Genomic DNA, 13,362 nt, shown 5'->3' with positions numbered 1-13,362 from the left:
TAAAGCCCCAATTTGGGGCTTTTTTATTGGCTGAATAAAATACGTAAAGCACGATTTAAATCATGAAATCTGATTGGTTTAGTAAGCACTTTGTCCATTCCTGCTTCTAAGCAAGCGCTCTTATCTTGTTTAGAAGCATTTGCAGTTAATGCCACAATAGGTATGGTGAGGTTTAGTTTCTCGCGCATGTACTTAGTTGCACTTATTCCATCCATAACCGGCATCATCATATCCATAAGAACCAAATCAAAAGTACTTGCTTGCACTTTTTCAATTGCCTGCTGGCCGTTATCTGCAAGTGTTACATGATGGTTAAGTTTTTCTAGGAATGTCTTAATTAACACCTGATTCGTTTTATTATCTTCTGTTACTAAAATAGAAATCGGCTCAAGTGACTGTTCTTGTTCCTGTGTGTGAGTGGTCTCTTTTACCAAGGTAAAGGGTATCACTATCGTAAATTTAGTGCCTACGTTAGGCTCACTAACAACAGTGATAGTTCCTTTCATAAGATCGACCAGACTTTTTGTAATACTCAGCCCAAGACCTATCCCTTCAGCTTGCCTGTTTACGCCATCATCATGTTGTTTGAAAGCGTCATAGATTGTCTCAAGTTGAGACTGAGACATACCTTGCCCTGTATCTGAGATCTCAAAAATAAGTTCTTTTTCGGTACTATCAACTTTAAAATTAACAGTACCAACTTTAGTAAATTTAATCGCATTATCTAAAATATTAAATAGGATCTGTCCAACGCGAGCACTATCTATATCGATAGTTTTGGGTAATCCCGTTTTTATTTCAGATGAAAAAATAACGCCCGTGCTTTGGCTTGTTTCTAAGAATTGAGAAGCGATATTTTTAACCAATGTGTAAATGTCTGTCGCTTTGACATCAAGTTGCAGTGAACCACTTTCGATTTTTGAAAAATCTAAAACATCGCTTATCAGATCTAGAAGAAGGTCTGCACTAGTATTAGCGTAATTTAACCACCTACTCTGTTTTTCATTTAACTCAGAGTCAGCGAGTAGTTCTAACATGCCAACAATGGCGTTCATTGGGGTTCTTATTTCATGCGACATAACAGTTAAAAATTGCGATTTTGCAAGACTGGCTTCTTCAGCCCTGTTCTTCGCTAGATTAAGTGCATACTCTCTATCTTTATTTACTGTTATATCTTTTGCAATACCCATATAACCTTTGAAATGGCCATTTGCATCATATTGCGGTTTACCACTAAAAGACACCCAAGCTTGAGGTGATGAATTTATCTCAAATTCAAAATCTATAAATTCATTTTGTTCTGACAATAAGTGTTTAAATTGAGACCACTTTTTTAACTGCGTTTGTTCATGTTCAGTTATTACATCGTCAAATGTTTTATTCAGGAAATGCCTTTTGTATAGATTGTTTGCTACGTTTGAGGTTAATACGTTTGTAAACAGATTATTTTCTGTGGTTTTCCAAAACCATTCACTGGCAAAGTCATTAAATAGATTTGAAAGCTCAGCTAAACGGCTTAATAGTGAAGTCGAATGAAATTTTTGCCTGTTAAGCCTCGTTTGATGTTCTAATTGATGTGCAACTTGTTGAAGTAAAATTTGTAATGGCATTGATTCAAGTTCGTTAAAACAAGCTCCTGGTTCAATAGATAAAAATACCAGGCATTGAGCTTTACCAAATCCTGTTTTTACTTGAAAGACTAAAGCACTCTCTACATTGCTTGGGGTTCTAAACATGCTGCTATTGTTAATCTCAACCCATAAGATTGAGTCATCAATCAAAGCATCAATAAACAATGTTTCTTCAAAATCGAAATACTTCATAGTACGCATTTCGACTGATGCTTTATTGTTTTCAATATTAATTAAGCAAAGCTCATTAAAACTAAAATAAGGATTCAGTAAAACTTGAAGTTCTTTTTTAACAGTTTGATTTTCTGTTATTCCATTAAACTGTCTTAGCACAATTGGTAATTGCTCTAAGTTAATACCCGCCATGGCTTTTCCTATCAAAAATTGCATCGCATAATGCAAATATAGAAAAAAGAATTAGATTCATCCATATATTTTTTAAAAAATTATCGATATTTCATCATATTAGCTAAATCTTAAAAATGGTATGCCTTATGCTTTTAATTGGTATGAACTAATTAGGGTGAATCAAATGAAAATTGTATGTATTGGTGGTGGCCACGGCTTATCTCATATGCTTAGTGCAATTAGACCACATTGCGCAGAACTCACTGCAATTGTCGCAACAACTGATAATGGTGGTAGTACAGGAAAACTAAGAAATAGTCAGGGGGGCGTTGCTTTAGGTGATATAAGACGTTGTTGCCTACAACTTGCCGATGATGACTCATTAGTACATAAAGTATTTCACCATCGCTTTGAAGGCGGTGAGTTAGATGGTCATAGTTTAGGTAATTTAACACTGCTAGGATTATCACAACAAACTAACTCTGCGACTCAGGCAATTGCTTGGTTCAATGCGATGTTGGGCAATTCTGAAACCATTTTGCCAATGTCTGATGAGCCAACCGATTTATTAGCTGTTTTACCAAACGGTGAAAAAATTATTGGTGAATGCCAGATAGACTCGCTAACTCAGTTACCTGAATATGTCACTCTATCTCAAAATGTAAATGCGGCTCCAGGTGCTGTTGAAGCAATACATAATGCTGACTTAATTTTAATTGGTCCTGGTAGCCTAATAACCAGTGTTATGCCAGCTATGCTTGTAGAAGATATCGCTCAAGCAATTAACATGACTTCAGCGTGTCGAGTGTTTATAGAAAATATTGCAAAAGAAACAAGTGTAATTAAATCATTAGATTTAAAACCCGTTGATTGGCTTGAAAGTATGCTGGGATATTCATTTTGTGATTTAAGTATTTCACACGACGCACTTAGCGAAATTGTTTCACATTTTGATGATGTGATTAAAACACCAAATCAGCAACATGATATTGAACAACTTAGTACAGTTTTTGGTGAGATACTTAAAATGCCATTAATTTTGGAGGCTGATAAATCAAGCCGAACTGATCAAGCTATTTCCATGCTTTAGTGTTAGTGAAAATTGATCTTGCAGTGTCTCGATTAAATCATGCAATTCATGATCGAATTGTTCAGCTTTGGCTTTGTTCTCAATTTGTTCAGCAATAGAACCTACAGAAAGCGCGCCATAGCTTCGGCTACTGCTTTTCAGACTATGAGCATTTAAAGAAATAGTTGCTTGTTTTGTTGTATCAGCAATATCGTTAACAATTTGTGTGGATTCAGTGAGGTACACTTGTAGTAGCTGTTTTGCTAGGTCTTCACCAACATCCTGTTGCAATTGTGCAAATGTAGCAGTATCTATCATGTTTTGTCCTTGGAGTAGATATGAAGTACAGTGTTATTTTATTTGTAGATTCAAGCATCATTGGCGGCATCGAAAGCCATATCATCGCCCTATGCAATTTGCTTGAACAATATAATATTAAAAGCTCAGTTTTGTTTTATCAAGATCATAATAACATCGCATTTTACAATCGTTTGGATAATGCAAATATTGACTACCAATTTGCGGGCGGATGTTTTTTAGGTTTATACAAAATTATCAAAGGGTTACCATCTAGCTCGTTACTTCATACTCATGGTTATAAAGCAAGTATATTAGGCAAGCTCGCTTGCTTAATGCAAAATCGCCGTTGTATATCTACTTATCATGCCGGTGAGCAAGGTCAGGGACTCGTTTATTTATATAACAGGCTTGATAAGCTTTTAAGCTACTTTTCATTTAATTTTGCCGTTTCAGATATTCTTTCAAAACAGATTTACAAAGCAGAACTACTGGAAAACTTTATCAGTTTGAATAATAAATCTAAGCACTCAATAAACATTGAGAGAGAGCCAATTAACGTTGGCTTTGTTGGCCGCTTATCTTACGAGAAAGCCCCTGATATATTTATTGAAACAGCTAAACAGTTTTCATCTGAATATCTTAATTTTCATATGTTTGGTGATGGACCAATGGCAAGTGAATTAGATTTAACAGCAATAACTTATCATGGACAATGTGAGCCAGAACAAATATGGCCACATTTAGATGTATTGGTTGTTTGTTCAAGGGCCGAAGGTTTACCTATGGTTGTCCTTGAAGCAATGTCTAATGGTGTACTAGTGATTTCTGCACCTGTTGGCCAACTTGTGAAAATCATTGAACATTTAAAAAATGGCTTACTAATGACTGATTCAAGCACTGATGCATTAGTAAACCAATTAAATTACTTACGATCACTCAGTGCTGAGCAAAAGCGCAATATGCTCAAAAATGCTAAGCAATTAGTTGAGCAACGTTTTTCAGGTAAACAGCAATTTGAACAATTAAATAAGGCTTATACCGCTAGCTTACCTGCATTTCCTCCCAACTCTTGATTTTTCTGTAAAGTGTTGAAGGACTCACATCTAACAAGGCCGCTGCTTTTGGAATATTGTTATCACAAGCATCGATAGACTGTTCTATATAGCGTTTTTCAACTAACCAAAGGGGTTCTATATCTGACTGAGAAAACTCTGCTGGTTTTTCATCAATTGAAATTATTTCTGAAGATATAGGCGTACTATCCTCAAATTGTGTTTTAACCCTATGACTTGGTTCAGAAGCTGCCGTTTCGACTGACTGGTTTTGGCTATGAGGTAAAGCAGGGATCATATTTGTTTCTATATAATCCTCATTGTGAAGTACGAGAATATTTCTAATTGTATTTTCTAGCTGTCGAACATTACCCGGCCAACTGTATTTTAAAAACATGTTTTTAACAGCATCAGACATGCCCCTGTAACTACGCCCTTCCTCTTTACTAATTTTTTTGAATAAGGCATCTGCTATCTCAATAACGTCTCTGCCACGTTGATTAAGAGGTGGTAAAGTGACAGGAATAACATGTAAACGATAATATAGATCCTCGCGGAAACGCCCTTCTTTAACCTCAAGCAAAGGATCACGATTTGTTGCACAAACAAAGCGTACATCAACTTTAACCTCTTTTTCACTCCCTACTTGCTGATAACAACCAGTTTGAATAAAGCGTAAGAGTTTACTCTGAAGATTAATATCCATTTCGCAGAGCTCATCTAAAAATAAAGTTCCTCCATCAGCTTGGCCGGCAGCCCCTTCACGGTTTGCAATGGCCCCTGTAAATGCGCCTTTTAAATGTCCAAAAATCTCACTTTCAATTAAATCTTTAGGAATTGCGGCACAATTCAAAGCAACAAAGGGTTTATTTGCACGCGGAGATGCTAGGTGCACTGCACGGGCACATAATTCTTTTCCTGTACCACTTTCACCAGTAATAAAAACGGTTGCTTTGCTTGCTGAGGCAGATTTAATAATTTGGTAAACAGATTGCATTTCAGCAGAGCTGCCAATCAAATCAAAGTACTGTCCATTCTCATAGGTACTTTTGTATGTTTTTACGGTTTGCTTTAAGTCTTTTAGTTTTAATCCGTTATTTACAGTGATCCGAAAACGATCCGCTTCAATGGGTTTTTCTAAAAAGTCACTCGCACCTAATTTAATTGCTTTAATGGCCATTTCTTTTGTTGCATGGCCTGTTAAGACAATTACCTGCGGAGAGTTATCAGCATTTAATGATGATAAAATATCAAGGCCATTCATATCCGGCAGCATGACATCTAATATGATCAGGTCTGGTTGAAATTCTTCTAAAGCAGCTATCGCCTGCTCGCCGGTGTAAGCGATGCGCGTATTTACACCCGTGGGTATTAAGTATGACTGGTACATTAAAGCCAGTGACTCAGTATCTTCAACAATGAGAATTTTAGGTGGCATTGGTATGTCCTTATTTTAATAGCTGTTGAGATAAAGTGATTATGATACAAAACCTTACTAATAGCTTAGTGTGAAATCGCTCAGTTTGTAAACTCAAACTTTAGTGTTTGTTGATCACAATGAGTGATGCATCATCAACTTCTTCAGATAACTTCACTTGACTGGCTTGCCATAAACCATATGCAAAATCTTCATTGTAGAGTTTGTTTGCGTTTAATTTCGATACTATTTGATCCACTTCATCTAAGTGCTGGTTATCTAACCAACCATCTGTAAAGATTAATATGTGCTCAACCTCAGCTAGTTCATATTGGTAATGCTTAAATTGATGTTGATCATTAAGGCCAAGCAAAGGATCTGTGCCAACTAGCTGCTCTAAACGGCCTTGTTTATTAATAACACAAGGCGCAGGATGACCCGCATTGAACCAATGTAAACGGTTATCTTCGATATAAATTATCAACAAGGTTACTAAGCTTGATTTACATAAGCGCTGCTCAGAAAGGGCTCTATTCAACATAGGTAGTACGGTCTTTAAAGGGATCTCTGTTGCTAAACAACCACTTAAAAAACCTTTAATAGCAAAGCTCTCTTTTAAAGCGACTAGACCATGTCCCATCATATCGCCAATTACCACGGCGTTGCTATGCTGGTGGGGATACAAACAAAAATCTCCCCCCATTTGGCTTATAATTGAGCCAAAATTATAAGCGTTATACGTTTCTAACTCACGTTTGGTTGGTGCTCTGTCCTCATTAACAAAGTACTTTAAAGCAGAGAACCGATGAACAATTCTTTCAATACTTTGCAGTAATCTAGTTTTGGTAACAGGTTTAACTAGATAATCATCAACGCCGAGCATATTAATTCTTTTGATCAACTCTTCACTGTCATCCCCCGTGAGCATAACAACTGATAAATTAATTTTTAGATTTGACTGGTTTAGTCGTTTTAATAGCGGCTCACTCGTACCATTTTTAAGCTTGTGGTCTAACAGTAAAATCGTCGCACCCGAGGTCAGGATCTCTTGCCAACCTGATTCAATGTCTTCGCAACAGATTACTTGAAAATGTTCAGATAAATAGGCTTTAAGCAGAGCCAATTGTGACTTATCATCATCAATGTATATCAATGTGGGCCGCTTATCGATATTGTTTAAACAGAAAGAAAATGTATTAAATTGATGATGAGTATTATAGCTAGCATTAGGAAAATAATGCTTGATAAGCGCAACCCCCATCCCCCCTTCAACAAGCTCACCGCTGTCTATTTCCCAATTTGATGAGTGATTATTAAAAATATCATAACTTTTAAATGAATCTTTAAATTCAATTCGTAACTGCTGGTTTGATACTTTAAATATACTAAATAACAAAGGCTTATCATTTTTCTTTGTGTGGCGTAGTAAATTAGTTAAATACTCGGTTGCGACAAGGCCTGCAGCATCAATGTCTTGGTGCTTGACACTAATTGCAGTAAGGATATGTTTTAAAACATGCCGTATCTCACTCACTATCGGCCAATCTAGCGTATAACTCTTTTGATAAAGGCAGTCCATTTGTCTCTCAATATGCAGTAAACAACCAACGTTGTTTAATTATTTTATTTATTAGGTAATTAGAAAGTTTAGGCCATTTATGTTGGCGCGTTTTAAGTGACTCAATCAAACGTGTACCCAGTGGAGCAAAGTTATGCTGTGCTACTACAATTTTAATCTCAGTCAATCCTGCTTGCTCTAGATTTGTAATGCCATGGCACAGTGCTTCTTCATCATTTAAACCTAATGAAACAGTCAAAAATGTCATGTCAGTACATAAGCTTAGCGCATGTAATGGTACATTGCCTCGATTACACTTAAGTGCTGGGCTCATATCAATAAACACATAGTCATATTCTTGTTTTATTCGTTCAATTGCATCGTTTAGGATTGATTTGTTTTTAACTGATTCCAGCTCATTTAGATGCTGCATAGTTAAAATATCAACGTGATCTGTGCTAATAATATTTAATTGACAACTTATATCACTAAAGCACCATGGCCCAACGTCAGTACTTTGGTTCTGATCAAGTTTAAAAGGCGAAATTGGGTTCAAGTCAATGATCAAAACTCTTTTTGATTGATTGCATAGTCTTGTTGCAACACTAGTACATAAGGAAGTTGACCCCTCACTTCCTGTTAAAGATATAAAACAAATACAGCGAGCTTTAAGGTTATCAATTTCATTACAAACTGCTTCAAGCTCTTGGTATTGAGAAGGTATCATTTTCATAGGCCCACCACTAAAGCGATTACTGTTATGAAGTCGAGAAAGTTAGATTTAAATTGGCTAATTAAATCCTGACCTTTATCTGGCACATAAAGCGTATCGCCGGCACGTAACACAGGGATATACGCTGAATTCGGATTCTTAACAAACTCTTCTAAATCAAATACACGAGACTGCTCTTTACAGCATGAATGATTAACCACCACAATTTTGTCTATGAGTGCAGAGCTTGATGGACCGCCTGCTTCTGCTAGTACGTCAAGTACCGTCATAGTGTCATCAAAGCTGTAACGACCAGGCTTTTCAACAGCCCCCATAATACGCACTACTTGCTCTTTAGGGGTACGTAACCAATCTTTATCTTTTTCAGGAATGTAGATGGTATCGCCTGGTAAAACGTGTGGAAAGAGTGTTTCATCGCCTGTTTCAAAATAAAGTGCGAGGTTTAACTTACTAACCTTTGCAGTGTTTCCATTACGATGGGTAATACGAATATTACGTAAATCTGCATTATCTGTAGGACCATCAGCCGCGGCTAAAATATCAATAAAATGCATATTGGTATTAAATGCATAGCGGCCTGGAGAACCAACTTGACCCATTATATAAATAGATTTACTTGATTCTTGGCGGATCCATTGCGATTTATTATCAGCAGGATCAACTGGCAGTTCCTCAACAATGATAGTGTCGCCAGCAATCAAGTTGGGTAATTCATAGTTTCCTGCATCATTAATTGTATACTGCTCTAAATCGAAACGTTTAGTGACTTCAGCATTACGAACGATCTTTATATCATTGATATTTGCGCCTTTAGTTGGCCCGCCTGCATGCGCAAGTAAATCTGTGAAATCCATTTCGGGACTCCATTCATAACGGCCCGGTGATTGGATTGCGCCGATAATTTTAATTGCGCGTTTTGGTGGCACTTTTAACCAACTTTTTTCATTTTGGTCAGTCTTTTCTGGAACAAAAATCACATCTCCTGGGTTTAAGTTAGGCACTTTTACAGTCACAATTCCTTCACTGTAGCCTTGCAGATCGAATAAAATACTTTCGCCCGATGGCGTTAAAATCTTAATCTGCCGAGTTTCTGCAAAGCGAGTCGGCCCGCCGGCATTCGCAAGAATATCTAAAAAGCTGGTACTATCACCGGCCTCATAAGCACCCGGCTTTTGTACTTCACCCATGATGTAGACGGTACGTGATGTAGTGTTTACATCATCAACCATGATAGGCACGTAAATCGTAGAACCAGCTTTTAGTGCAGGCATTGTATCGTTGTTAGGTTTATCCAAATACGCTTTTAGGTCAAAAACAACAGGTGTTTTGTCTACGATAACGCGAATTTTGGTTACATCTGCGTAGCGAGTTACGCCTTCAGCTCGCATCAATGCATCTAATACACTCATATTTTCTTTGAATGAAAAACTACCTGGATTGTGGACTTCACCAAGTAAGGTGATTGCACTATTATCGCTGGCATCACCGGATGCACTTAATGTTTGCGCATCAAAATCGATTTGTACATTGCCTAATAGTGGTGATACAGGTACGAATACTGTGTCGGCACTTTGTAATTGGGGTAATAAGTCAATGTTGCCTGAATCTAAATAGGCTTTGTAATTGAATTCTATTACATCGTTACCGCGACGAATTTGTAGTCTGTCTAGCTGTGCCCCTGGTTTCAAGCCACCTGCACGTGCAATGACCATTTGGATATTACCATCACGGGGAATACTGACTTGAGATGGGTCGTTCACATAACCCATAACATTAATAAAAATATCTCTAGAACGAATTTCGACATAAAAATCATCCATCGCAACATAGACTTCGCTTAATGCAGCACGTAGTTGCTGTTCAATTTCAGCAAGTTCAGCGCCAGTTACTTTAAACTTACCAAGCTCAGGTAAAGTGATGGTGCCATCTTTGGCAACTTCAAATGGTTCATCGAACTCTACTTCACCCGGTAAGTATAAATATATTTTGTTTCCGACTTGAACTTGCTCTGCAACAGCGAGTGTTGAGAACATAAGTAAGCATATTAAAATTAATTGTTTCATATTATTGCCCCTTAGGACCATTTAAAACTTTGGTCCAACTGGATAATGCATGTACTTTTTTGTTCGTATCTTTGTCAGTAATATCAATAACTATCGCTTCTACACGTCTATCTGAGTGGCGTTTAGCATTTGAGTCGGGCTCATTGCTATAAGGTGATAAACTACCTTGTGTGAGCGTTGTAATTGTAGCTGGATTAACCCCGTAAATTCCTAACCAATGTTTAACCGTCTCTGCACGTTTCAATGCTAATTCATAGTTATTGGTTTGTTGCCCGCTAATATCTGTATGCCCTACTAGTAATAAATTGATTTTATCTACTTGTTTTATTAAGTCAGCCGCTTGTGATAATCGAGAGATGTATTTAGGTGTTACTTGAAAGTCATTAAAAGAGAATTGATTGTCACTATTTAGCAGCTCAGTGATCTGCTCTTTCAATGATGCAGTCATCACCTGCTCATTTTCCGTTGGGCCAGCACATTGCGTCATCGCATTAACTGTTTCAAAGTGTTTTGATAACTGGTTTAGGCCGTGGTAATGGATCAAAAGATCATGCTCTGCGTCTTCCCACATTTGGGCTGCGATTAAACGACGTATACGATTTTCATAAATTTGAGCTTTAAGCAATTGAGCGGGCATACATTGTTTGATGCCTTGAGCTTTCAACAAATCTAATTTCAAAACGTGATGTTCAAACTCACTCAAAACCACTGTTTCTTGTGTATCGTAAATAAGCTCATTTTGTTCATCGGTTAATGGGTAATTTTGGTATTTTTCGGCCCAGCCTCCTTGTCCTTCATCAGGCCAAGAAGCACATCCGCCAATTATAATCAGTAAAACTGTTATTAGTATGTGCTTCATAACTCACCTCACGCGATGTCAGCTTGCTCAATGAATGGGATGGTTTTATCTACTCTTAGTAAACTCATTAATTTATGTGGTTGACCTGAAACGTTCAGTAAAGAAAGCTTTTGGCCTTTTTTCTCAATTCGTTTATATAAAAATACCATCGCACCAATACCTGAGGAGTCGATGAAGGTGGTGTCACTAAAATCCAGAACCACATTAGATTGTTCACTCGTGGCTACCGTTTCGAACTGATCTTTGAAGCTATCGACTGCTAAGCCAGAGAAATCATTTGGTAAAGTGATGAATGTGGTATTTGCATCAGATTTAGTTGTATTAGTCATGATTTTCTACCTTTAAGATGGTTTGGTTAATCTTACTGTTACAACTTAAATGCCAGAATATAAGATATTGATAATTTTATGTTTTTATTTACTTTGTGCATAATGCAATTAATTTATAGGAATTAATTTGCATTATGCAACTGATTTTGACCATAAAACTATTGGCCTTTTCCTGTAAAAACAACCATTAGCGTTTTGACAATTATTGAGCATTCTAATTTTAGCCATGCTAATGGCGTAGACATACTAAGAGAATAGGCATAATCCCAACCAATTTTACTGCGAGCATCTTCTATTGATTCGTCGTAGCCATTCATTACTTGGGCAAGACCCGAAATACCAGGTTTTACGCCATAAGTTCGTTGACAAAAATAGGGGATATTTTTTTCTAACTTTGCATAGAAAACTGGACGCTCTGGTCTTGGACCAATTAATGACATATCCCCTTTAAGAACGTTTATTAATTGCGGTAACTCATCAATACGCGTTTTTCTCATAAATCTGCCAATAGGAGTAATTCGTGGATCATCCTTACTCGCCCATACGGCACCTGATTTTAATTCAGCATCAACAACCATAGAGCGAAACTTATATACATTAAATAATTTGACAAAGTCATCTGAGCTTTCACCGACACGAAGTTGGCTAAAAATAATCGGGCCTTTAGAAGTTAATTTAATTGCGATAGCGGCAAATAAACAAATTGGCCAAACGAGAGCGATTACAACTAATGCACCGATAACATCACAGCCACGCTTTATAACCTTCACAACCGACTTACCAGATATCTCACAAGAAGAACGATTCACATTGTTATCCCTCACACGTCGCCAAGGGGCATTAAAGTACCCTAGCTCGTAGCGTATAATTCCATATAAAGACAGAAAATAACTGTTTAAAATATAGTTTACTTTATCTAAAATAGGTACGCGTATTTTAATATTAAAAACACTCTTTAACAGCTCAACACCGTGTAAGCTTAAAATACCTATGGCTAAAAACACTGCCCATGTGGTTTTCATGAATGCAGCTTCGAATAAAATACACAAGTAGATACACGCTAAGATAATCGGCATCACACCGCGTAGTACTTTATGCGAAAAAAAGTTTAAACTCGTCCAACCAAGCTGAGGCTTTAGAAGCTGTTTTAGGGACTTAATTTGTTGCCAATTCCCTGCTCCAAGGCGGATACGACGTTTGTAGTCTTCTTGTTGTAAATCGCATTCACGCTCATAAATAACAACGTCTTCATCTAATACTGCCTTACCACCTTGTGCAAGCGCATTCATAGATAAAATAAAGTCATCATTAATAGTGTTATCATCAAGCTCTATTGCCGATGTTGAACGCATCGCAAACATGGCACCAGGCACACCAATTACTGCACCTAGCTCGGACTCAGATAGTTTTACCTGATTTTGATACTTCCAATATGCTTTTTGTGCATCTGGAGCCCTATCATCAAGTGTGTACACTCCCGTAGAAATTGCAACTTTTGGATTACTAAATTTATCGGCGACCTTATTTAAAGCATCAATGCTCAATAGCGCGCTCACGTCAGTGAACAATAAAATATCATTTTGAAATTTAGCTAACCCCATTAATGTATTTAATCCATGCACTTTACCTTTGTTCTCTTCCCTGACATGGAAAAAACATTGCACACCATGGCTCAATAAAACACGTTGAGCCTCATAAGCTCTGTTTACCGTCGCATCTGTGCAACCATCAAAATAGACATGTATGCTGTAATGATCATTGTCATATAACAATGAGGCTAAGTTATGTAACTTTTCTGCTATGTGGTCTTGTTCGTTATATGCGCACATTAAAATACCAATATTTGGCTGATAGGTTTTAGGGTCAGCCTTGCTATTTTTGTGTTTAGATTTGTGACTTTTTGCAGCCCAATCAACCATGATTGGATATCCAACATGGTGGTAAATTGCAACGAATACTAATACTAAAAATACGATACTGAAAATTGTCATCATAGCCTCCCA

Annotated in this window: 11 protein-coding genes; 2 read left to right on the top strand and 9 right to left on the bottom strand. The window is 37.2% G+C overall.

The genetic code is table 11. From position 1 onward, the window contains the following. Positions 1-23: 23 nt before the first annotated feature. Entirely contained in the window at positions 24-1,997 is a 1,974-nt protein-coding gene (locus tag NO991_RS06075) for a response regulator (protein WP_371351786.1), read from the bottom strand. A 166-nt stretch (positions 1,998-2,163) separates the two neighbouring features. On the opposite strand from NO991_RS06075, the gene yvcK reads away from it, so the two are divergent. After that, positions 2,164-3,069 carry a uridine diphosphate-N-acetylglucosamine-binding protein YvcK gene (gene yvcK / locus NO991_RS06070; RefSeq protein ID WP_138602262.1) on the top strand — a complete coding sequence of 302 codons (906 nt, stop codon included), beginning with the start codon at positions 2,164-2,166 and terminating at the stop codon, positions 3,067-3,069. Here the strand turns inward: yvcK and NO991_RS06065 are convergent. Continuing rightward, on the bottom strand, positions 3,034-3,366 hold the full coding sequence (locus NO991_RS06065) for an Hpt domain-containing protein (RefSeq protein ID WP_371351785.1): 333 nt from the start codon (positions 3,364-3,366) through the stop codon (positions 3,034-3,036). The two genes, yvcK and NO991_RS06065, sit on opposite strands and share 36 nt — an antisense overlap. A 20-nt stretch (positions 3,367-3,386) precedes the next feature. Between NO991_RS06065 and NO991_RS06060 the strand changes: the two genes are divergently transcribed. Beyond that, positions 3,387-4,421 carry a glycosyltransferase family 4 protein gene (locus NO991_RS06060; protein WP_371351784.1) on the top strand — a complete coding sequence of 345 codons (1,035 nt, stop codon included), beginning with the start codon at positions 3,387-3,389 and terminating at the stop codon, positions 4,419-4,421. Here NO991_RS06060 and NO991_RS06055 read toward each other — a convergent pair. The 7 genes from NO991_RS06055 to NO991_RS06025 all read right to left on the bottom strand — a co-directional run bounded on the left by NO991_RS06055 (position 4,390) and on the right by NO991_RS06025 (position 13,353). Beyond that, entirely contained in the window at positions 4,390-5,838 is a 1,449-nt protein-coding gene (locus NO991_RS06055) for a sigma-54 dependent transcriptional regulator (protein WP_199529623.1), read from the bottom strand. The two genes, NO991_RS06060 and NO991_RS06055, sit on opposite strands and share 32 nt — an antisense overlap. A gap of 100 nt (positions 5,839-5,938) precedes the next feature. Beyond that, complete coding sequence (locus NO991_RS06050) at positions 5,939-7,396, bottom strand: SpoIIE family protein phosphatase (protein WP_371351783.1); 1,458 nt, start codon at positions 7,394-7,396, stop codon at positions 5,939-5,941. A 7-nt stretch (positions 7,397-7,403) separates the two neighbouring features. Beyond that, positions 7,404-8,108: an AAA family ATPase gene (locus tag NO991_RS06045; RefSeq protein WP_371351782.1), complete on the bottom strand. Its 705-nt coding sequence runs from the start codon at positions 8,106-8,108 to the stop codon at positions 7,404-7,406. Next, a complete protein-coding gene (locus NO991_RS06040; RefSeq protein ID WP_371351781.1) occupies positions 8,105-10,171 on the bottom strand; it encodes an SLBB domain-containing protein in 2,067 nt (688 codons plus the stop codon). Before NO991_RS06040 ends, NO991_RS06045 begins: the two co-directional genes overlap by 4 nt. Before the next feature lies 1 nt (position 10,172). Further along, positions 10,173-11,030 carry an OmpA family protein gene (locus NO991_RS06035; protein ID WP_138602250.1) on the bottom strand — a complete coding sequence of 286 codons (858 nt, stop codon included), beginning with the start codon at positions 11,028-11,030 and terminating at the stop codon, positions 10,173-10,175. Positions 11,031-11,038: 8 nt separating this feature from the next. Further along, complete coding sequence (locus tag NO991_RS06030; RefSeq protein WP_138602248.1) at positions 11,039-11,359, bottom strand: STAS domain-containing protein; 321 nt, start codon at positions 11,357-11,359, stop codon at positions 11,039-11,041. Between the two features lie 158 nt (positions 11,360-11,517). After that, the gene (locus NO991_RS06025; RefSeq protein ID WP_371351780.1) at positions 11,518-13,353 is read right to left on the bottom strand and encodes a sugar transferase; all 1,836 of its coding nucleotides are present in this window, start codon (positions 13,351-13,353) and stop codon (positions 11,518-11,520) included. Between the last annotated feature and the right edge of the window lie 9 nt (positions 13,354-13,362).

It is taken from the genome of Pseudoalteromonas sp. DY56-GL22 (assembly GCF_041414715.1).
Taxonomy (GTDB): Bacteria; Pseudomonadota; Gammaproteobacteria; order Enterobacterales; family Alteromonadaceae; genus Pseudoalteromonas; species Pseudoalteromonas simplex.
Note: the sequence above shows the minus strand (reverse complement) of the source record. Positions and strands in the feature narration are given on the sequence as shown.